This window comes from Aquipuribacter nitratireducens, from assembly GCF_037860835.1.
GTDB lineage: Bacteria > Actinomycetota > Actinomycetes > Actinomycetales > JBBAYJ01 > Aquipuribacter > Aquipuribacter nitratireducens.
In genome coordinates this window covers 87,969-108,874 of sequence record NZ_JBBEOG010000005.1, presented here as the reverse complement: position 1 = coordinate 108,874, position 20,906 = coordinate 87,969, and the positions used below count along the sequence as shown (strand labels likewise).

Below are 20,906 nucleotides of genomic sequence, written 5' to 3'. Positions count from 1 at the left end.
CTCGCCGTCGTGGACGTGCCGACCTACCAGCCATCCCATCGCCAGGACGGCCATCGGGTCCGCCACGACTGGGGCATAACCGGCGCCGGCGCCATCGCCGTAGACGTCGACATCGCAGTGGTGGTCGACGTCCTGTCCTTCACCACCACGCTCAGCGTGGCCACCGACGCCGGTATCCACGTGCTGCCCTACCCGTGGGACGACCAGGACGCCGGACGCTTCGCAGCCGAGCACGACGCAGTTCTCGCTGTCGGTCGCCGCGTCGCGCAGCCCGGACAGATCAGCCTGTCCCCCGCGACTGTCCGCACCGCCGACCCGCCGCCGGCGCGGCTGGTGCTGCCCTCCCCGAACGGTTCGACCATCGCCCACCGCCTGGCCGGCGTTGCCGGCGTGGTCGTGGGTGCCTGCCTGCGCAACGCCACCGCCGTGGCCGAGTGGGTCGAGGAGCGTTATGACCGCCGCAGCGCGACGGTGGCGGTCGTCTCCGCCGGTGAACGCTGGCCCGACGGGTCGCTGCGTCCCGCCGTGGAGGACCTGTGGGGAGCAGGCGCCATGCTGCTGGCTCTGGCCGATCGCGGCTGGCAGGACCTGTCTCCAGAGGCAGGCCTGGCGGCTGCGGCCAGGCGTGCGACGGCTCCCGACCTCGCTGCCCAGCTCGCTGCATGTGCCAGTGGACGAGAGCTCCACGAGAGCGGCTTCGGTGCCGATGTCGACATCGCCGCCGAGCTCGATCGCAGCGCCTCGGTGCCCGTCCTCCGAGGACACGCCTTCGTGCCAGCCTGAAGACGACTCTCGACGGGAACGTCCTGTTCCTCCGACCTCCTCAACCGCCGTGAGTGCCGCCCTGCCGGACCCCCGGGCACCCTGTGGACAACGGTGGCGGCAGCCTTGACCAGACCCCTCTCGTGGTGAATCGTTCCCTTTGCGGAGGGCGTGGGATTCGAACCCACGGAACAGGAATGGTTACCTGTTCAACGGCTTTCAAGAGCGTCTGTTGTACCGCCTCTGACCTGGAACGACACGGGCTGGCCGCGTACCGGGGGCACGAGCGGGGCACTGCCCCGCCGATGACAACCGCTGCTAACCGGTGGGCACCGGACAAGAGGTGCGGCGCTCCTTGTGGGCCGACTGACCCTTGGTCGGGGTCCTGAAGCCCGACCCCAACAATTCAAGGGCGCGTCATGGCACCGTGGCACCGTGGCACCGCCGCTACGGCGAGCCCGTGCCACTGACCGGGATTGCGGCAGCCGCCTTCTGCAGGTCGCTTAGCAATGCAAGAAGCTGAGGCTGCGCAGGAGTGAATGCGTCGGGCTCGAAGACCGTCGCGGACAAGACGCCTGCTGCTGGCTTGCCACCCTGCACGCGACTGACGCGCTGGCAGAACTCGGTGACTGCCGGTGCGAGGCTCGGGTGGCTTTTGAGGGTGCCGGGGTCGACGCCGAGGGTGATGTGTCTGGCTCCGTACCACTGCCCGCCTTCTAGAAAGACCCATCCGATCGAGATTGGCTCCGTGCGGTCAGGGGACCTCAAGCGGATCGAGGCTCCCTTGGAGTACCAGGCGAGGATCAGCCCTAGCGCTGAAACGGTGGCGAACAGCTCGCTCACGGCCTCGCGGTAGGTAGGGTCTGCGATGGCGGCGAGGAAGTCGGTCTGCGTCGCCTTCGATGCCGTGCCGCTTGCGGACGTACGGGCAGGGGGGCGCTCTACTACCTGGGCGGCGTAGGCCCTCTGCTCGAGCCCGTCGAGCCGTATGACCTCGACTAGGAAGTACTTGCCGTAGCGCGTGGTCTCGTTGAGGTAGCGAACGGAGTCCTTCATCTGCTCCGTGAAACGTTGTGCTGCGACGACGAAGTGGAAGTCCCCTGTTATGAGGACCTGGTCCAGACGCGTGGCGAGCGTCTGCCAGCCGGTGTCGTCGAGCCCCCACGTGCCCACAGCTGCTGCTCTCAGATCTTGGGCCGTCTTGACCCCTGGGTCGACGTGTCGGCTCGTGAGGTACCGGTGGACGACGCCTTCGTCGAACTCGGTCCAGCTGCCGAGCTTCCACAGGTCGGAGCCGTAATCGATCACTTGGGCGAGGGCGTGACGGAAGTCCGGGTTCTGGGGACCGGTCTTGAACTCGATGACGACCAGCTCGCCGCTGCGCGAGAGGCAGAGCAAGTCAACGCTGCCCGAGGCCAGAGTCGTCTCGCGGCCGACGACGAGTAGCTCGTCGTCAAGGCCTAGGTCCTCTGCCGGCATCAGCGCCGGGTTGGTCAGGAGGACCGTCTGCAGCTCGTGCTCGTTGTCCGCGGGGCGCTCGACGAACTGAACGGGCCCGCTCCCGCCCGTCACCAAGATGCGTCTCGCCACCGGGCCAGTCTGCAGCAACAGGCTGCCGCGGAGGCGGCGCATGAGCAGCATGCAGGCTGCTCGGCCGCCGAAGTCGGTGTCACGCCGCTGATCAGGCTCACTGAAGGCTGGATGCGTCCATGCCCCCTGACTTCTCGAACCAGTCGTCGGAGGACTCGGCAACTACTGCGGAACGCCGAGGATGACGGCGCTTACCCGCTTGTCGACAGGCTCCACCCTAGGGACGCGGCGCATCGCGTTCTGCAAGGCTGACAGGTCGAGGGGTCTGATTCGCAGCAGGGAGTCAAGGTCTCGAAGCCGCGTGTAGCGCCGTCGGCGGCGAGTGCGCGGGAGGTCGCTGAACAGTGGTCGGACCAGGTCCCACCAGACCTCGCCCACCAGGTACGGATCGAGCCGCTCGTCGTCTGACTCGGGGCTAGCCACACGATGCATCCGGCGCCACTGTGCAGCCTGATCGGGGCTGCCGCTGCGCAGTTCCTGATCCGCCCACAGAGACGTCATCTCGGCCATCTGATCGAGCGCTCGCTGCATGCGGCGAGGCAGCAGCAGTGCCTCGTGTTCGGCGGCGCTGGCGAGGAATCTATCGAGCCAGCGCTCGCACTCCTCGTCGAAGAGCACGTTCGCGGGGTGCTCCGCCAGCCGGACGCGAAGCCGGTCTGCGACCGCCTCCACACCGATGGTCGCGGTCGCCGGATCTCCGTCAAGGAGCAGCCATCGTGGTGCGCCTTGCTGCGTACCAGAGAGAGCGAGGAAGGCCCATGGTGTCGTCGAGGCAACTGGCGCCACTCGCGCCATGACACGCTGCCGCGTGTTCCGGTGCTCGGCATAGACCTCTGTAGGGACGAGGGCGTCGTCTCCGCTCACGAGCCGGCGGACAGGGTCCAGCGCGTCGTGAATGCCGTCCCACGGCACGTCCGGGCGGTCGAAGTCACGGATGTGCTGCGCCACTGAGACCACGACGTCGTCATCGCGGTGCGAGAACGCGGGCATGGGCAGGTTCGACCCGAGCAGTTCCTCGCTGGCATGCCGGCGTGTCAGCAGCAGCTCGATCTCGCGGGTCGCGAACGCGTGGCCATCGTCCGGCCACCACACTTCGATGCGGTCATGCGGGCTGTCCATGCGGTCGACCCGCCCTACCCGCTGCTCGGCAACTCGGAGGGTGGTCGGCAGGTCCAGGTGCACTAAGGCAGCCGCGCCTTGCAGGTTCAACCCCTCGTTCAGCGCATCAGAACAGAGGGCGATCGCGTGAGCGGTCGAGTCACGCGCGAACAAGCGATGCACCTGCTTGCGCGCCGTCGTCGCCTCGCCTGTCGCTACCAGCACGTCCGCGCTCGTGCCGTCCAACTGGTCGCGGATCGCGGCCAGCGTGATCGGTCGGCGGTCGAAGGCCAAGACAAGTCGGTGACGGCCGGAGAGCTGTGCGAGCAGGTCGGCCTTGGCTCGCTCGCGAGACGCGCTGAGTCTGCGGGCGGCCGCCAGGATCCGGGCGTAGGTGTCCGATTCCCGTGTGCATGCCTCCTGCCACGCCGAAGGGTCTGCCAGCCAGTCCGGAATCTCGCACGTCAACTCAAGGTGTGGAGGACCCAGGACGGCTAGGCCTTCAACAGTCGCGGCGACGTTGCCGGTTGCCTGGCCCTTGGACGCCGACGACAGGTCGTATGCCTGGATCGCGGCGGCTGTGCCGGCGATGTGCTCGACGAGGGCCGGGCGTGAGGAGCGCATCGCTGCGAGGACGTGATGGCGCGCGAGTCCCTTCGCCGCCTTGAGTCGCCCTGCCAGCCACGCCTCGTCGGAGACGTCGTCGCGTAAAGCCGGCGGCACCCGCAGTCGACGGCCGAGCTGGATGACACCCGTTAATTCGCTGGCGGCAGTTCGGATCGACTCTGCTGCCTCTTCGTCCGCGCGCGTCTCGCCGGTGCCGTAGACGTTCGGCTCGTGGCCGGGGTAGCGGCAGACACGGTCGGTCTCGGGATGCCGATAGGCCTCTTCGTCGTGGGCGACGAGTTCGTTGAGCATCGACTTCGTGCGTCGAACCGTGAATCGCTGGATCTCACGGCGGAGTCGATCGCGCTGCGGTTCGGTGAGGGTGGCCTCCGCGCCGACTCCGCGCTCGAGTCGTTCTAGTACTTCGAGGGTCACGTCGTCGAAGTTGTCGGCGCCGAGCAGCCCGACCAGGGAGAGCAGGTCCTGGGCTCCGCGGCTGATGGGCGTTGCGGTGAACAGCAGCACATGGTCTGCGAGCGTCTCGCGAAGGCGGCGGGTGCGGTTCGACTCAGCCGCCAGGAAGTTGTGCGCCTCATCGACGGCCAGCACCTGCGCGCGCGCGACCGCGGCCACTTCCTGCCGTGGACCGGCGGGGTCGGGCCGGCTGAGAAGGCCGTGTGACACCGGCATGATCGTGACCCCACTGATGAGCGCCTCGCGCTGCCACGTCTCCAGCACCGCTGGAGGGCATACCAAGGTGGTGAGGTCCCGGTCGCGCCGCATACGGCCGGTGTCGAGAAGGCGATGCCGTACAGCTGCCACCAGGTGCGCGCCCATCCGGGTCTTGCCGGAGCCGGTGGCATCGGCAACGAGGACGCTGCCGAGGTTCTCGACGACCCAGAGCGCCTGGGCGATGCCGGCCGTCTGCGATGGCCACAGCTGCGCGAGCTCGGCGTTCGGCAACAGGTCGCGGACCCAGTCGCCGTCGAGCAGCTCAGCGCAGGCGCGTGCGAGCGCCTCTTGCCAGCTGACGACCTGCAAGAGGTCGAGCAGCAGGCGACGGAACGCGTCGTCCCACGCCATGCCTTTCGACCACAGGTTGTTCGCGATGGTCGTCAGCGCCCGGAACCGCTCCGGTTCAGTCACGGCCTCGAAGCGGGCGTTGGCCTCAAGCTGGCGGGCCATACCGAAGTCGGTGTAGTTGCTCGACCCAACTGTTGCCGCGTTGTCGCCAGCATAGATCTTCGCGTGCAGAGCCGGTGGCCCCGGGATGATGCGAACCTGCAGGGTCCCTTGGTCGAGCTCCTCGATCGTCCTGAGAACCTTCGCCGACAGTCGCACGGACACCGACTTCTCGAGCCAGTAGCCGCGTACCTCGTCGGTGAACTCTTCTCGTGCAGAGGCGAAGTGGGCCCGCTGAGAGGCGAACGGCTCAGACCCGAGCAGCAGCCGGAATGACCCTGGCCGGTTCCTACGCGCGAGCCGCCACGACGCGACCACCTCGATCAGCGATGCGATAGAGGAGTAGCCCGCGACCAGCAGCGGCGCGTCCGACGAACGGAGATCTTCATCGACGACGCTGCGGACGTGTCGCCGGGGCAGGTTGACGGGGAAGCGGCTCTGATCCGGCCACTGCAGCGTCGACAACCCGAACTCGATGTAGGACGCAGGGTCAACGGAGAAGAGGTCGTCACCGAGTGGGAGCTTGGGGTCGCGGACCATGTGAGTGATGGCCTCCCCCGTGCTAGCCGCGTCCCTGCGACACGCCCAGCCGGATTCAAGCAGCCGCGACTGACAGAAGGCAGCCGCCGGTAGAGGGCTGCGGGTCAGTGACACGAGGGCTGGCAAGCACGCCTGCACCGGCGCGCGCTGTGGTCCACACCCCGTGGCAACGTGCGGCGGCCGCCCTGTGGACAACGCTGCGGCGGCCTTGACCAGACCCCTCTTGTGTCGGATCGTTCCTATCGCGGAGGGCGTGGGATTCGAACCCACGAAACAGGAATGGTTACCTGTTCAACGGTTTTCAGGAGCGTGTGCGACATGGCCCCTGACCTGCAGGTTTGTAAGCCTTCTCCCGCCCGTGGGCACAGGACGGGCACAGGATTCTGATGATGGTCGACGCTCGTCGCTGACCGCCGGACACCGCAGCACGCGCACGGACGCGTACACCCCTCGCGCGCCGCACGGTGGCGCGGCAGCCGAACGGAGGCACCGAGGTCCGGCCCTCGGGCATGTAGTTCCGGCTGACGGTGCAGCCTGTTCGTCTAGAACCAACGGTCAGGTCTCGTGCTGGCGCCGGATGTAGTCGTCCATGTGGGGCACGGTGAATTGCAGTAGTCCTCTGTCGGGGGCGTAGATAAGGCCCTTCTTGATGAGCCCGTCCCGGGTGACGCTGAGGTCGCTCGGCTTTCTCTTTCCCATGCGCGCAACGAGGTCGGAGATCTGACTGTGGCCGCTGTCTTCTGCCATGGCGCGCATCAGGGCCTTCTGCGCCGGCGTGGCCCGGTTCCAGCGGGAGTGGAAGAGGCTGTCGTCCAGGACGGCCGTCGCCTCGGCCACCGCCACGTCGGCATCCTCACGTGTAATGACCTGGGGTCCGGGGGCCAACCGCCAGGCCTGGTCACCGAAGACCTGGACGAAGTAGGGGTAGCCACCCGAGACCTGCACCAGGCGGTCGAGGGCTGCGGCTTCGTACTCGACGCCTACCTGCAATGCGGGGTCGGCGAAGGCCGCCCTCGCATCGGTGTCGGAGAGGGCGCCGATCTGGACGAAGTGGAAGCGCTCGGAGTAGGAGCGCACCTCGGCCAGTCGGGCGGGGACGTTGGGCAGGCCTGCGCCGTACAGGTGGAAGGGCCAGCCGTTCTGACCGGCTCGGTGTTGTACGGAGATGAGAGCGCTCAGGGTGGCCGGGTCCAGATCCTGGATCTCGTCGACGAAGACACCCAGCCCGATGCCGGACTCCTTGAGGGCAGGCACCATGTCGCGCACCAGCTCTTCGAGGTCGGTCTCCGGGTCGCCTGTGTCGCCGCGGCCACGCATGGGGTCCACGCCGAGGCTCAGCTCGACGCCGGTCGCGCCGGCCGCGACGGAGAAGGAGCTGATAGTCCCGAGAGCGCGCTTCCATGCGTCGCTGAGCGTGCCGCGCCGTCCAGCAGTGGCGCGCGCCGCGGTGACTAGGCCACGGGCGAGGCGCCGGCGAGTGTGCTGTTGCTCGCTCGCCTCCTGCTTGCCCTCGATCTCGACCGTCAGCCATCCAGCCGTCTCGGCCTGAGCATGGAGAGCCTTCAGCAGCACCGTTTTCCCCACGCCGCGCAGGCCGTAGAACAGGGGGGCCGTCGCAGAGGTGCCGCGAGCGGTGCGGGCGACCACGACTCGACCGGCGTCGAGCTCGGCCTCGCGGCCGACGAGAGCAGGTGGGGGCTTACCTGCTCCTGGGGTGTAGGGGTTGAGGGTCTGGTCCACGCGCCCACCTCTCTATAGGCGTATAAGGCTAAGGCATATACGGACTCATAGAGCGTTACCGACCAGCGACAGCTCCGGGTCGAGGCCTGTACGAGTGCGCCCCTCACAGCCTCGGGTCGACTGGCTCGGACTCCAGGGCGAGCACAGCGAACACCGCCTCGTGGACCCGCCACAGCGGCTCGCGTGCCACGGCGCGCTCGACAGCCTCGATGCCGAGGGCGTACTCGCGGGCGGCCATGGACCGCTTGTGCCCGACCTGCCGGTCGCGGAGGCGTTCGAGGTTGTACGGCTCGGTGTAGTCGGGTCCGTAGATGATGCGCAGGTACTCACGCCCGCGGACTTTGATGCCGGGCTGGGCCCAGCCGCGCGTGGCTCTGACGAGGTTCGCGAGCGGCTTGACCACCATGCCCTCGCCGCCGGCGGCGGTCAGGTCCGCCCACCAGGTCACGCCCTGGGCCAGGGATGTGGCGTCGCTGGTGTCGATCGGGAGCCTGCGGGTGGTGCGGACGAGGTCCGGGTCGGCGTCCGCGAGGCGGTCGGCGATGCCGAGGTGCCAGAGGTGGTGGTGGTCGGCCCAGGTGCGTCCTTCGGATGCGAGCAGCTGGAACGGGGCGAGCTGGATCCCCGTGATCCCGTCGGTCGGCCACACGTAGCGTCGGTAGGCGTCGGTGTAGGCCTGGGCGTTGGCGGCACGGGAACGGGTGCGTGCCAGCAGCTCGGACACGCCGTTCTCGGATCCCGCGTCGCCGTTCACTCCGCGCGCGGCGACCCGCTCCAGGACGTCGACGGCGGCGGGGACTGCGGCGCGTGCGGCGGCGCCGACGGCGGCGTACTGGTCGCGAAGCAGCGCCTCGGCCTTCGCTGACCAGGGCAGCAGCTCGGCGTCGAGCAGCACCCAGCCGGTGTCGAGCTCGTCCCACAAGCCTGCTCTGGTCACGGCGTCACGCAGCCGCGCGAGGAGCTGCTCGGTGAGGTCGCGGTCGAAGAACGGTCGTCCGGTGCGGGTGTAGACGGCGCCGGTGGCACCGTCGGTGCCGCCGAACCGCGACCGTGCGGTGTCGACGTCGCGGCAGACGAGCGCGACGGCACGTGAGCCCATGTGCTTCTCCTCGCACAACAGCTCGGTGACACCGCCCTTGGCGTAGAAGTCGAAGGCGGTGGCAGGGTGCTCGAGCACGTCTCCGTCGGGCATCGTGGCGGTCGGGGCCATGGTGGGTGGCAGGTAGAGCAGCCACCGCGGTTCCATCGCGAACCGGCTCATCACCTCCAGCGCGCCAGCGGCGTTGTCCTCCCTGACCGTGACACGGCCCGCGAGTCGGGTCTCGATTCCGCGTGCTCCGAGGACGTCGGTGATGGCGAGGTCGTCGTGTCCCCTGCTGGGAGTCGAGGCGGCGGAGGGGGCCGGCTCGGCGCTGCCGGCGGGCGGGAACGGCTTGACGGGCTCATACCAAACCCGCTGCGCCGGAACCTGGACGATTTCCCTCTCGGGGTAGCGCAGCGCGGTCAGGTGGCCACCGAAGACGGCGCCGGTGTCCAGGCACATGGTGTTGTTGATCCACTCCGGTTCCGGGGTGGGTGTGTGCCCGTACAGGACGGTCGCGGCACCGCGGTACTCCTGCGCCCACGGGTAGCGGACCGGGAGGCCGAACTCGTCGGTCTCACCGGTGGTGTCGCCGTACAGGGCGAAGCTACGCACGCGGGCCGAGGCCCGTCCGTGGTACTTCTCGACCAGCCCGGCGTGGGCGACCACGAGGCGCCCGGAGTCCAGGACGAGGTGCGACACGAGACCGTGGCAGAACCGTTCGACCTCGGTCCGGAACTCCGGCGTCTCCGCCGCGAGCTGAGCGAGTGTCGCCTCCAAGCCGTGGCTGACCTGCACGTCGCGTCCCTGCAGGGCACGGACCAACTTGGACTCGTGGTTGCCCGGCACCGCCAAGGCGTGGCCGGCGGCGACCATGCCCATCACGAGACGCAGCACGCCCGGCGAGTCCGGGCCGCGGTCCACGAGGTCTCCGAGGAAGACCGCCGTCCGACCGGCTGGGGGCACCGCGTCCACGCAGCGGCCATCCTCGTCGCGCACCAGTGTGTAGCCGAGGTCGCCCAGGAGCTGCTCCAGCTCGCCCCGGCAGCCATGGACGTCTCCGATCACGTCGAACGGACCCGGCCGGTCACGGAAGTCGTTGAGGAGCTTCTCCCGTACGACCACCGCCTCGGCAACCTCCTCCTCGCTGCGCAGGACGTGCACCGAGCGGAAACCCTCCCTGCGCAGGGACCGCAGCGAACGGCGCAACTGGTCGCGCTGACGCTTGACGACGCGGTCACCGAACGCGCGGTCGGCCCGGGCGGCGTTGCGGTCCAAGCACACCCGCTCGGGCAGGTCCAGCACGATGGCGACCGGCAGCACGTCGTGCTCGCGGGCCAGGGCGACCAGGCTGCGTCGGGCCTCGGGCTGGACGTTGGTCGCATCGACCACGGTCAGCCGACCGGCGTCCAGGCGCTTGCCCGCGATGTGGTGAAGCACCTCGAACGCGGCCTTCGTCGCGGACTGGTCGTTCGGGTCATCGGAGACCAGGCCACGGCAGAAGTCGCTGGACAGCACCTCGAAGGGCCCGAAGTGGGCTGCGGCGAACGTGGACTTGCCGGAGCCGCTGGCCCCCACCATGCACACCAGCGACAGCTCGGGGACGGTGAGTGCGCTCATGCCGTGACCCTCCGGAAGATGGCCATCTGGGTGGGCGGTCCCACCTCGGGGTCGTCGTCGCCGACGGGCCGGTAGTCGACGGTGTAACCGTTGCGGTCGGCGACGGCGTCGGCCCAGCCGCGGAACTCCGCGCGGGTCCACTCGAAGCGGTGGTCCGGGTGACGGAGCGTGCCGGCGGCGAGGGTCTCGAAGCGCACGTTGTGCTCCACGTTGGGGGTCGTGACCACGACCGATGTCGGGCGGGCATGACCGAAGACGCTGCGTTCCAGGGCGGGCAGGCGGTCCGGGTCGACGTGCTCGATGACTTCCATCAGCACCACCGCGTCGTGGCCGACCAGCCGGTCGTCGCGGTAGGTCACCGACGACTGCAGCAACCGCAGCCGCGCCCGCTGGGAGTCCGGCATCCGGTCCAGGTTCAAGCGTCGTTCTGCGGCTTGCAGCGCCCGGTGCGACACGTCCACACCGACGACCGAGGTGAACGTCGGGTCAGGCACGAGCTCGCGCAGCAGGAAGCCTTCCCCGCAGCCGAGGTCGACGACGCTCTTCGCGCCCTCCTCGCGCAGCGCCTGCAGCACCGCGGCCCGTCGCTGCACCGCCAACGGCGCAATACGTACCTCGGACCCTGCGCCCCCGGTCGCAGTCTCAGACGCCGAGTCGTCAACAGGACGGACGTCGTCCAACTCCGCCAAGCGCGTGACAGCGTCGACAACCAGGGCGGGCTGGTGCTTGAGGTACCTGCGGGTCACGAGCTCGCGCTCCGGGTGACCCTCTAGCCACCCGCCGCCAGCACGGAGGAGCTTGTCCACCTCGTCGCCGGTGACCCAGTAGTGCTTCCCGTCGTCCAGCACCGGGACCAGGACGTACAGCTGCGTCAGGGCGGCCGCGAGCGTCATCGTCCCGGTCAGCCGGAGCGCCACGTAGGGCGAGTCCCCCCAGGCCGACACCGTCTCGTCCAGCGGCAGCGGGGTCACCTCGACCTGCCAGCCGAGTGGCTCGAAGAGAGGCCGCACCAGGTCGGCGCCCCCTCGGCTGGGAAGCGCAGGAATGCTCACCTCGAGCGGGATCTCAGTGCCGACGAGGTCCGGACGGGCGTCGCACCGACCCGCCATCGCAGTGCGGAAGACCTTCCCCAGCGCAACCGCCAGCATCGACGAAGCCACATAGGGCCGGTCATTCACATACTGCTGCAGCGAGACGCCATCACCGTGCCGGCCGCGACCACGCACCAGCGCGACCGGATCGACCTCAAGCAGCAACGCCACAGTGCTCCGCTCGTCGGACACCTCAGGCCACAGCACATGAGCCGTCCCGACCGCGACGTCGAACGACTGCGCTCGATCGGGATGCTTGTGCAGGAGGAACCCGAGGTCACTGGCCTGCGGCATCGTGGTCGACAGCGTCAGCAGCACCGCGCCAGTCTGCACGGCCCGCTCAGCCACAGTGGCCCGCGAACGGCAGAACCACCTCCGCAGCTGTGAACGTGGCCATGAGACCGCGCGGAAGCGGCCCGCCCGGGCGGCAGTCTGCCGAGGCGCCCCTGTGGACAACGGGGGCGTCAGCCTTGACCTTCCCCCTTTGGTGATGAATCGTCTGATTCGCGGAGGGCGTGGGATTCGAACCCACGAAACAGGAATGGTTACCTGTTCAACGGTTTTCAAGAGCGTCGGCCGTACCGCCCCCGACGTGCACGTTTACTGGCCTTCAGCCGCCCGGGGGCACAGGACGGGCACGCCACTCACCGATACGACCGGTCACACCCGTTCACCGCCGGACAAGAGGCATGGTGAACACCTGTTGGCGCGCAGGCCGGTCGACTACCGGCTGAGGCGCCGGATTCGGCGGTCTTGGTACGTCGTGCCATCCGACGGCCACCGCCGTCGGCACTCCGCCCGACCGGGTGATATGCCTGCATCTCGCGACGGACGGGCCGATGATGTCGGGGTGGGGGTGCCGATGGATGACCTTCCAAGATCCCCCACCGGCCGGATCCCTGAATGGGTTCGTGAGGAGGCCGCCGGCACGTACGCGCCTCCCACGGGGTGGCGGACCCCGGCGACGACGGGGCGGGCATCACGGCTGTCGGCCGAACGTCCGCGCAAGCGCCGCTCCTATTTCTGGGTCCTGCTGCTCGTTGCCTTAATGGCGGCGGTTGTCCTCGTCGGCGGGTATCTCAGCCTGTCCCCGGACGATGGCTCCGTGCTGGCCGGCGTGAAGCGACTAGTCGCGCCACGGCAAAGTCCTGGTCAGGCACTGCCGCGGGCCCCCGCGGGGACGGTGGCCTCCGACGCTGTCTCAGGCGCGGCCGTTTCGGCGCCGCCCCCCTCCGCGCAGCTGCCACCAGCCACGGAAAGGTCGTACCCCGCACCGGGATTCGAGGAGGCCTCCGCACCGTTGGGCACTCCGCCTACCCCGGCCCAGGCCGGGTCGTACTCCTTCAGCCTCGAGCAGACCATCGGCGACGCGCCGGTTCCCGTGCGTTGGTCCCCGTGCCGACCCATCCACTACGTCACTGACCCGACCGGCGCACCCGACGACTTCGCGGTGCACCTGCAGGCGGTCCTCGCCGAGGTGTCCGCCGCGACAGGGCTCCGGTTCGTCAACGACGGCCTCACCACCGAGGCCGCGGACATGGACCGGCCCGCGTTCCTGCCCGAGCTCTACGGCGACCGCTGGGCACCAGTCCTCATCCGATTCGCCCCCGAAGCAGACGTTGCCTACCTCGCAGGCGACGTCGTCGGCGTCGCCAGTCCCACCCACACCATCGACCCGACCACCGGACGCGCCCACCTCGTCACCGGCGTGGTGTACCTGGAGACCGAGTTGACCAGCGTGGAACCGGCCTCCGAAGCGGGGCCGGCGTACACGGAGGTCCTGCGACACGAGCTCGGCCACCTGGTCGGCCTCGGTCACGTCGACGCCCCCACTGAAGCCATGCACCCCTCGGTGAGCGGAGCCACGGCGTACCAGTCGGGCGACCTCGCCGGGCTCGCCGTCCTCGGCCAGGGACCCTGCGCCCCAGGTCTCTAGGCCCAACGGGTGGCCGGGCAGCCCTCGACGTCCGGACCGGCCCCCGCCCCACCGCCGTCGACGGCGCCATCGCCACGTCGGTCGATTCTCCGGGCCGGACGTGAGCACCGCCCCGACCGCCGTCGCTGCCTCGCATCGACCATCTACGCGGCGCCATTTCCGAGGCTCCACTACCTCGACGGATGACGCAGCGGCGGTCCCGTCACGCGCCCTCCGTGACGGCAGCTCGACGCCGCTGGGTCAGCACGACCACGGCGGTGCCCGCCAGCATCAGGGCTAATGCGGGCAGCGCCATGAGAGGTGGTGCCTGCCGCAAGAAGATCGCTGCGAGCAGAGCCGACACCGGCATGGTGAAGAGCTGGCCGAGTGAGACGAAGCTGGGGCTGACCGACCTCATGACGAAGTTGAACAGCGAGTGCCCCAGCAGCTGCGCCAGGACGGTGAGGGCGACGAGCTGGCTCCACGCCACCGCGGAGTAGCCCCAGAGGTCCTGCCCGAGGGCCACGGCAAGGGCCAGCATCATCAGCGCGCACATCGTGTAGCAAACGGCCGTGTACACGTGCACACCCAACCGGCGCCGCACGACCCCACCGGTCACCATGTAGGCCCCGCCTGCCATGCCCGCGACCACGGCGAGCGCGTTGCCCAGCAGCGTGCTGCGCGACAGCGTCAGGTCGACCCCCGTCACGGCGACGACACCGGACAGCGCGACCAGGGTGCCGACCCACGCGAGCGGCGGCAGCCGTTCCCCCAGCACGCGGGCGAAGAGCGCGGCCCAGATGGACTGCGAGCAGACCAGCGCCGCGGCCGAGGCGACCGACGTGTACTGCAGTGCCGTGGCCATCCCCGCGAAGTGCAGTCCGAGCATCGCGGCCGCGAAGGCGACGGCCAGCCCGACCCGCGGCGTCAGGGCGCGGAAGCCACCGCGCTGCCGGAGCAGTGCGGTCGGCCAGACGACGACGAGCGCCAAGGCGTTGCGCCAGAACGCGATGGCGACGGCGGGAACCGCGAGCGCGGCCATGAGCGGAGGCGCCGTCGACCCGCAGAGGACCGCGAACGAGAGCAGGGCGAGGTCCTTGGTCGGGGGGTGGGAGTGCTCCGGCAGCAGCCGTCCCACCGGCGGCTCGGATCCCTTCACTCCCTGTCCGGCTCGTCGCCGGGTGCGGACCACGACGAGCAGTCCACCCAGGACTTGGTCGGCCGACTCCGCGCCTGTTCGAAGGCGAGCGCCGCCTCACCCGGCGACCGACCCGCGCCGAGCCCCGCTGCGACGGCGCGGACCTCCGCCGCACCAGCCAGCCGTACCGCCTGCCGGAAGTCCTGCGGGTGGTCGTAGATGATCGAGCCGAGGACGACCAGGCCGCGGCGGACGACCTCGGAGACCGGCAGCTCGACCGGTCGCGGGGGCAGACCCATGAGGACGACCCGTCCACCGGGCTTCGCCAGCTCGACGGCGCCCGCAACCGCTCCGGGCGCACCTGCGGTCTCGAGCACCACGTCGTACCGCCTGGTGTCGTCGTGGGCCCGGGCACCGATCGTCTCGGCGGCGGCGACGCGGGCCGGGTCGAGGTCGACCACCGACGGGCTGTGCCCTGCGGCGACCAGCGCCAGGCAGAGCTGCAGACCCAGCGCCCCGCCCCCGACGACGGCGACGTCCTCCCCGCCGACCAGACCGGCACGGCGGACGGCGGCCACGGCCACGGCGAGCGGCTCGACGAGTGCGAGGAGCTGCGGCGGCCAGTCGTCCGGTACTGGCCACGCGTGATCACCGGGCACGACGACCCGCTCCGCGAGGACTCCCGGCACGTTCATGCCGAGGATGCGGCGGTGCGGGCACAGCGACGTCCTGCTCTCACGGCACGCGCCGCAGGACCGACAGGGGACGTTCGGTTCCACGACGACCGTCCGACCGACGAGGGACGCGTCGACCCCGGCGCCGACGGAGACGACCGTGCCGCCGCACTCGTGACCGAGCACCCACGGCGTCGCCGGGACTGCCTTGTCGCCGTCGAACACCGTGAGGTCCGACCCGCACAGCCCGACGGCACGGACCTGCACGAGCACCTCTCCCGGTCCGACGTCGGGCTCGGGCACGTCCATCACCACGACGCGCCTGGGGGCCGTCAGGCAGACGGCCTTCATGCGCGCGCTCGGGCTGAGGGGTGCGACAGGTGCTCGAGGTCGCGCAGGAAGCCGGTGGCTCCCGGCTGCTCGTGCAGGGTCTCGAGCACCAACGGACCGCCGTAGCCGACGTCGTCGAGTGCGGCCAGGACCGCGCCCCACGGCACGTCGCCTGACCCGACGGGGTCGTGCAGCCACCGGTCGCGTCGGGTGTCGGACAGGTGCACCAGCTGCAGGCGGCGTCCCAGCAGGCGAAGGGCGACTCCCACGTCCTCGACCATGTGACCGTTGGCGACGTCGTACACCAGACCGAGCCCCTCCACGTCGTCCGTCAGCGCCAGGCACTCCGCGCCCGTGTCGAGCAGGCCCGTCGGCACGTTCTCGAGCAGCACCTGCACCCCCTCCCGCCTGGCGACGTCGACCACATCCGTCAGGCCGTCCCGCACGTGCCCGACGAGCACGTCGACGGGTGGTGGGCGCAGCGGGTGCCGGCGCCCGGGGTGCACGACCATGGCGGGGGCACCCAGCAGCGCAGCGAGGTGCGCGGTCCTGCGGAACTGCTCTCGGCTCCAGGCCCTCACACCTGCCTGGACGCTGGCGAGGTTGACGTCGACACCGGACGGCACGACGCTCGTCACGGTCAGGCCCGTACTTCTCACGGCGCGGTTGAGGCGCCCGCTGGCTGCTGCCACGTCCTCCAGGTCGACCTCCGGAGGCGCGGCGAGGACCTCGATGGACGTGAACCCCGCCTCGGCGACGGCCTGGCAGAACGCGCCGACGTCCTCCCTCCAGAGCGTCGTGTAGGTGCTGACGCTCGTGCGCTCCAGCACCAGCGTGATGGTCACGGCGCGGCCTGAAGCGCGCGCTCGCTGATGGCAGGGGTGGTGGCGCGGGTGGTGGCTCCCGACAGGGTGAGCAGCAGCCGCTCCGCCGCCGACTGCCCGTACCGCAGGGCGGCGTCGAAGGTGGCGAGGTCGGGTCCGACCGCACGCTCGACCGGCGTGCCGTCGCTGGTGCTCCAGGGCTGCCAGCCTTCCGCCGGGATCGCGCCCTGCGACACCAGGACCGGACCGGCCGCCGCCACCTCGGATACACCGTCAGCCGTGGAGAGGCGCAGGGTGGCCGGCAGCACCTCGGTCAAGACCGCGCCCAGGTGCAGCCGGACAGCGGCGGACGCGTGGAGGCGCTCGACCGCGTGGAGCCGCTCCCGTGCTCCTGCGTCGGTCGCGAGACCGTCGGCTCGCGCTATCAGCGTGACCTCGACCCCGCGGGAGGCGAGGTCGTCCGCGACGTAGACGGCCGCACGGTCCGCGCCCCAGACAGCGACGTGCTCCACCTCCGCGGAGCGCTCCTGCAACCACCTGCGGATGCCGACGACGCGGGGGTGGTCGACCCCGGGGACCTGGGGCAGGTAGTCCTCGGCGCCGAGCGCGAGCACGACGCCGTCCACCGCGTGCAGCACCTCACCCGGATCGGGTTCCGAGGCGAGACGCACCTCGACGTGCAGGCGTGCCAGCTCGGCGGTGAACCACGTGAGCAGCCGCCCGAACTGGGGTTTGGCGCGCAACCGGGACGCCAGGGCGTGCTGCCCACCGAGCACGGCGCTGCGCTCGTGCAGCACCACCCGGGCGCCTCCGCTCGCCAGCACGTGCGCGGCCTGGAGGCCCGCCGGGCCCCCACCGACGACGGCTACGGTCGGTGGGCGGTCACGGACGACGACGGGGCGGGCTCGGCCCTCTCGACCGGTGCCCGGGTTGGCGGCGCACCACAGCGGGCGACCCGTGAAGATGACGTCTGCGCAGCCCTGGTTGCACGCGATGCACGGCCGCGGCTGCGTGCCCTCGACGACGTGACGGGCCCACGCCGGGTCCGCGTGCAGCGCACGGGCCGATGCGACGAGGTCGACAGCGCCGCAGTCGAGCAGTCGCTCCGCGACGTCCGGTGACACGACACGCCCGGCCACCGACACCGGGAGCCCGCTACGGCGTCGGTACCGCGCGGCGATGTCGGCGAGGTACCCCTCGGCGACCTCCCCGCTGGGAGTGATCCAGTGTCCCGCGCCGTAGGTGCCGGCGGAGAGGTCGAGCACGTCGACGGCGTCCAGGGGTATCTGGTCGACGAGCGCCAGGGACGCCTCGACGTCGAGACCGCCGGGCAGCCCCTCGAAGGCCGACAACCGGAGGAAGACGGGCACTTTCTCCCCCACCGCACCTCGCACCGCTCGGACGACGTCGGTGAGGAAGGCCGTCGGCTGCCCGTAGCGGTCGGTCCTGAGGTTGGACCGCGGGGACAGGAACTGCCCGATGAGGTAGCCGTGCGCCCCGTGCACGGAGATGACGTCTGCGCCGCCTCGGACGGCACGCCGCGCCGCCTCGGCGAAGTCATGGACCACGTCCTGGACCTCTGCCTCGCTCAGCGCATGCGGCAGTTCGCCCCCGATCTCGCGGCACGCGACGGCGGACGGCGCGACGGGCACCTGCTGCGAGACGGTCGACGGCACGACGCGCCCCGCGTGGTTGAGCTCCACGCCCAGGAGCGCGCCGCCGGCGTGGACGGCGTCGGCCACGGCGCGCAGCGCGGGCACCACGGCGTCGTCGTGCATGCCCATCTGGTGCGGGCGCGCCTTCGACACCTGGGAGACGTAGCTCGACTCCGTGAACACGAGGGCCGCACCGCCGGCGGCCCTCGCGCCGAGGTAGTCCACGTAGCGCTGGGTGGCGCGGCCGGCGAGGTCGCAGTAGTTGCGCTCCATCGGCGCCGCGACGACCCGGTTGCGCAGCAGCACCCCTCGAAGGGTCAGAGGTCGGCCGGCGGCACGCCCCGAAAGGCCGCTCACAACCCGAGCACCCCCGGCAGCCACAGCACGAGCCCGGGCGCGAAGGTCACGAGCAGCAGGGCGGCGGCGAGCGGCACCAGGAACGGTGCGACGCCCCGGAACACCTCCGCGACCGGTGTCCGGGTGACCGAGCTCAGCACGAACAGGACGCCGCCGATGGGTGGCGTGAGGAGCCCGAGCATGAGGTTGAGCACCACGATGACGCCGAAGTGCACCGGGTCGATGCCCAGCTGGACGGCGACGGGCAGCAGGACGGGCACGCCGATCACCAGCGCGGACGTGGGCTCGAGCACTGCGCCGAGCACCAGCAGCAGCACGTTCACCAGGAGCAGGAAGACGATGGGGCTGTCGCTGATCTCGAGGAACAGGCCGGCGAGCGTCTGCGGCACCCGCTCGCGGGCGAGGATCCACCCGAGGAGCGCCGACGCCCCGAGGATCACCATGATCGATGCCGTCGTCACCGCCGCGTCGGCGAACACCCGAGGGAGGTTGCGCACAGTGAGCGTCCGGTAGAGGAAGCCCAGCAGGAGCATGTAGAGGGCACCGACGGCAGCGGCCTCCGTGGGAGTGAAGAAACCGGACAGGATGCCGCCCAGGATGACCACGGGCGCAAGGAGGGCACCCACGCCGGCGACGGCGGTGCGACCGACCTCCCGCCAGGAGAACCGCACGCTCCTCAGGTCCTCCCGCTTGCGCGCCCAGAACCAGACGAAGGCCGTCAGGAGCATCGCGATGATGAAGGCGGGAACCACCGCGGCGGCGAAGAGCGCGCTGGTCGAGACGGCGGCGACGGAGGCGAACACGACGGCCGGGATGCTCGGGGGCATGATCGGCCCGATGACGGACGACGACGCGGTCAGTCCGATCGCGAAGGGCCGGGGGTAGCCGTTCTTCACCATCTGCGGGACCTGGATGGCCCCGACACCGGCCGCGTCCGCCAGCGCGGAGCCGTTCATCCAGGAGAAGCCCAGGCTGACGCCGACGTTGACGTAGCCCAGGGCACCGCGGAGTCGGCCCAGGAGGGCCAGGGCGAGCGCGAACATGCGGTCGGCGATGCCGGCCCGGGTGGCCAGGACGCCGACCAGGATGAAGAGCGGCACAGCGAGCAGCGGCCAGCTGTTGACCCCGCCGGTGGCGGTGCGCATCGCCAGGCCGACCGACTGCCCGCTCGTCCACATGTAGAGCAGGCAGGGTCCGAGGATCGCGAAGGCGATGGGGATGCGGAGGGCGATGAGCAGCGCGATCGCGATGGCCATCACGGTGACGGTCATGCCGGTGTCCTCTCGCTCCGCCCGACGGTGGGGTCGTCGGGAGGCCCTTCCTGGAGGGCGGTCCCGACGACGTCGGCCGTCTCGGGTGGATGGGGGATCGGGCGGGCAGCGGGCAGCGCCACGATGAGCAGGGCCCGCGCGGCGGTGAGGAGCATCCCGGCGGTGGGGAGGATGTACAGCCAGCCGACGGGGATCCCGGCGGCGGGGGTTCGCAGCCGGCCGGTGGAGCTCAGCAGGTCGTAGCCCTCGTAGGCGAAGACGAGGCAGGTCGCCGCCACCACCAGCAACGAGAAGCGGTGGACGATGATCTTGCCCAGGCGGGGGAGGACGGCGTCCACCGCGGTCAGCGTGACGTGCTCCTCGCGGCCCATCAGGTAGCCCGCGATGCCGAAGGCGAGCCAGAAGAGGCTGAACCGCGCGACCTCACCGGTCCAGACCGGGTTGTCCAGCGGCGTCACCCGGGCGACCACCTGCGACGACACGAGGACGAGGATGAGGACGAGGAGGACGCCCCCCAGCACGAGCTCGACGAGCTCGACCGTGCGCAGGACGCGTCCCACGGGGCCGGGCCGGTAGACCTCGTGCCCTGTCTCGACCCTGACGGTCTGGGCCATGCTTCCTCCTCGTCGAGGTCGTGAGCGGATGTCGCGCGACGGACTCCGACGATCAGTCGGGGACCCAGCCACCGTCCACGTCGATGATCTCGCCGGTGACGTAGCGCGCGGCGGGCGACACGAGGAAGCGGACCACGTCCGCCACCTCCTCCGGCTCGCCTGCCCGGCCGAGCGGCAGCTGCCTCACCATCCGTTCCTGGACGGCGGGGTCGGTGGACCCCTTCATGCCCGAGCCGATCACGCCCGGGGCGACGCCGTTGCAGCGGATACCGCGAGGCGCGAGGGCACGGGACGCGGATGCGGTCAGGCTCGCGAGAGCGGCCTTCGAGGCGCAGTAGTGGGCCCCGGCCGGGTGCAGCAGCCCGAACGACGTCTCCGGGGGTCCGGCGGCTCCGAGCTTGGCCACCACCGAGACGAGGTTCACCACGCTCCCGACCCCGTCGGTGAGAACGGGCCAGGCCTCCCGGAGTGTGAGGAACACGGAGGTGACGTTGACCCGGAACACCGTCTCCCACTCCTCGGTGGACAGCTCGTGGAGTGCGGCCGCGCGCCCGTCGCGCTTCGGGGAGATGCCGACGCACCCCACGAGCGCGTCGATGCCGCCGGTGGAGGCCGCAGCGGCGACGGCCTCCCTGACTCCTGCCTCGGCGCTGAGGTCCACCTGCACGTGCCGGACGTGCGTGCTGGCCGGTGGGGCGGGGGTTACATCGGCGACGACGACGTCGTAGCCGTCGGCCTCCAGGCCGGCGACGACCGCGCGACCGATCCCGCCACGGCCCCCGGTGACAAGTGCCTGCACGTGCTGCTCCTCATGGATG

14 protein-coding genes and 2 tRNA genes are annotated in these 20,906 nt (G+C 70.4%); 2 read left to right on the top strand and 14 right to left on the bottom strand.

The features are described 5' to 3' along the window. Positions 1-9 precede the first annotated feature (9 nt). Positions 10-783 (top strand): 2-phosphosulfolactate phosphatase, encoded by a 774-nt coding sequence (locus WAB14_RS11135; protein WP_340269806.1) that lies wholly within the window; start codon positions 10-12, stop codon positions 781-783. A gap of 426 nt (positions 784-1,209) precedes the next feature. Here WAB14_RS11135 and WAB14_RS11130 read toward each other — a convergent pair whose 3' ends face one another. The 7 genes from WAB14_RS11130 to WAB14_RS11100 all read right to left on the bottom strand — a co-directional run bounded on the left by WAB14_RS11130 (position 1,210) and on the right by WAB14_RS11100 (position 11,928). Further along, the gene (locus WAB14_RS11130; RefSeq protein ID WP_340269805.1) at positions 1,210-2,352 is read right to left on the bottom strand and encodes a PDDEXK family nuclease; all 1,143 of its coding nucleotides are present in this window, start codon (positions 2,350-2,352) and stop codon (positions 1,210-1,212) included. Between the two features lie 162 nt (positions 2,353-2,514). Further along, on the bottom strand, positions 2,515-5,778 hold the full coding sequence (locus WAB14_RS11125) for an SNF2-related protein (RefSeq protein WP_340269803.1): 3,264 nt from the start codon (positions 5,776-5,778) through the stop codon (positions 2,515-2,517). Between the two features lie 245 nt (positions 5,779-6,023). Then, positions 6,024-6,131, bottom strand: a tRNA-Gln gene (locus WAB14_RS11120). A 202-nt stretch (positions 6,132-6,333) separates the two neighbouring features. Next, entirely contained in the window at positions 6,334-7,518 is a 1,185-nt protein-coding gene (locus WAB14_RS11115; protein ID WP_340269801.1) for an ATP-binding protein, read from the bottom strand. Positions 7,519-7,621: 103 nt separating this feature from the next. Next, on the bottom strand, positions 7,622-10,219 hold the full coding sequence (locus WAB14_RS11110; RefSeq protein ID WP_340269799.1) for a polynucleotide kinase-phosphatase: 2,598 nt from the start codon (positions 10,217-10,219) through the stop codon (positions 7,622-7,624). Then, positions 10,216-11,628: a 3' terminal RNA ribose 2'-O-methyltransferase Hen1 gene (locus tag WAB14_RS11105; RefSeq protein WP_340269797.1), complete on the bottom strand. Its 1,413-nt coding sequence runs from the start codon at positions 11,626-11,628 to the stop codon at positions 10,216-10,218. The genes WAB14_RS11110 and WAB14_RS11105 overlap by 4 nt, the downstream gene beginning before the upstream one ends. 187 nt (positions 11,629-11,815) lie before the next feature. Beyond that, positions 11,816-11,928: transfer RNA gene (locus WAB14_RS11100), tRNA-Ser, on the bottom strand. A gap of 682 nt (positions 11,929-12,610) precedes the next feature. Here WAB14_RS11100 and WAB14_RS11095 point away from each other — a divergent pair. Next, positions 12,611-13,246, top strand: a complete 636-nt coding sequence (locus tag WAB14_RS11095) for a matrixin family metalloprotease (protein WP_340269796.1) — start codon at positions 12,611-12,613, stop codon at positions 13,244-13,246. A 202-nt stretch (positions 13,247-13,448) separates the two neighbouring features. Here the strand turns inward: WAB14_RS11095 and WAB14_RS11090 are convergent, their stop codons facing one another. The 7 genes from WAB14_RS11090 to WAB14_RS11060 are packed head-to-tail and all read right to left on the bottom strand — an operon-like array spanning position 13,449 to position 20,887. After that, complete coding sequence (locus WAB14_RS11090) at positions 13,449-14,384, bottom strand: DMT family transporter (protein ID WP_340269795.1); 936 nt, start codon at positions 14,382-14,384, stop codon at positions 13,449-13,451. Further along, positions 14,381-15,388: a zinc-dependent alcohol dehydrogenase gene (locus WAB14_RS11085; RefSeq protein ID WP_340269794.1), complete on the bottom strand. Its 1,008-nt coding sequence runs from the start codon at positions 15,386-15,388 to the stop codon at positions 14,381-14,383. The genes WAB14_RS11090 and WAB14_RS11085 overlap by 4 nt, the downstream gene beginning before the upstream one ends. Beyond that, positions 15,385-16,212: a sugar phosphate isomerase/epimerase family protein gene (locus WAB14_RS11080; RefSeq protein WP_340269793.1), complete on the bottom strand. Its 828-nt coding sequence runs from the start codon at positions 16,210-16,212 to the stop codon at positions 15,385-15,387. The genes WAB14_RS11085 and WAB14_RS11080 overlap by 4 nt, the downstream gene beginning before the upstream one ends. Further along, positions 16,209-18,203, bottom strand: a complete 1,995-nt coding sequence (locus WAB14_RS11075; RefSeq protein WP_340269792.1) for an oxidoreductase — start codon at positions 18,201-18,203, stop codon at positions 16,209-16,211. The genes WAB14_RS11080 and WAB14_RS11075 overlap by 4 nt, the downstream gene beginning before the upstream one ends. Next, positions 18,200-19,474, bottom strand: coding sequence for a TRAP transporter large permease (locus WAB14_RS11070; protein ID WP_340269790.1), 1,275 nt, complete (start codon positions 19,472-19,474; stop codon positions 18,200-18,202). Before WAB14_RS11070 ends, WAB14_RS11075 begins: the two co-directional genes overlap by 4 nt. Next, positions 19,471-20,088, bottom strand: coding sequence for a TRAP transporter small permease (locus tag WAB14_RS11065; protein ID WP_340269789.1), 618 nt, complete (start codon positions 20,086-20,088; stop codon positions 19,471-19,473). Before WAB14_RS11065 ends, WAB14_RS11070 begins: the two co-directional genes overlap by 4 nt. 52 nt (positions 20,089-20,140) lie before the next feature. Further along, on the bottom strand, positions 20,141-20,887 hold the full coding sequence (locus WAB14_RS11060) for an SDR family NAD(P)-dependent oxidoreductase (RefSeq protein ID WP_340269787.1): 747 nt from the start codon (positions 20,885-20,887) through the stop codon (positions 20,141-20,143). Positions 20,888-20,906: the final 19 nt, after the last annotated feature.

Excerpts from the sequence above, each read along its gene's own strand:
- WAB14_RS11125 (WP_340269803.1), bottom strand. The coding sequence starts at position 5,778 with ATGGTCCGCGACCCCAAGCTCCCACTCGGTGACGACCTCTTCTCCGTT.
- WAB14_RS11085 (WP_340269794.1), bottom strand. The coding sequence starts at position 15,388 with ATGAAGGCCGTCTGCCTGACGGCCCCCAGGCGCGTCGTGGTGATGGAC.
- WAB14_RS11070 (WP_340269790.1), bottom strand. The coding sequence starts at position 19,474 with ATGACCGTCACCGTGATGGCCATCGCGATCGCGCTGCTCATCGCCCTC.
- WAB14_RS11110 (WP_340269799.1), bottom strand. The coding sequence starts at position 10,219 with ATGAGCGCACTCACCGTCCCCGAGCTGTCGCTGGTGTGCATGGTGGGG.
- WAB14_RS11065 (WP_340269789.1), bottom strand. The coding sequence starts at position 20,088 with ATGGCCCAGACCGTCAGGGTCGAGACAGGGCACGAGGTCTACCGGCCC.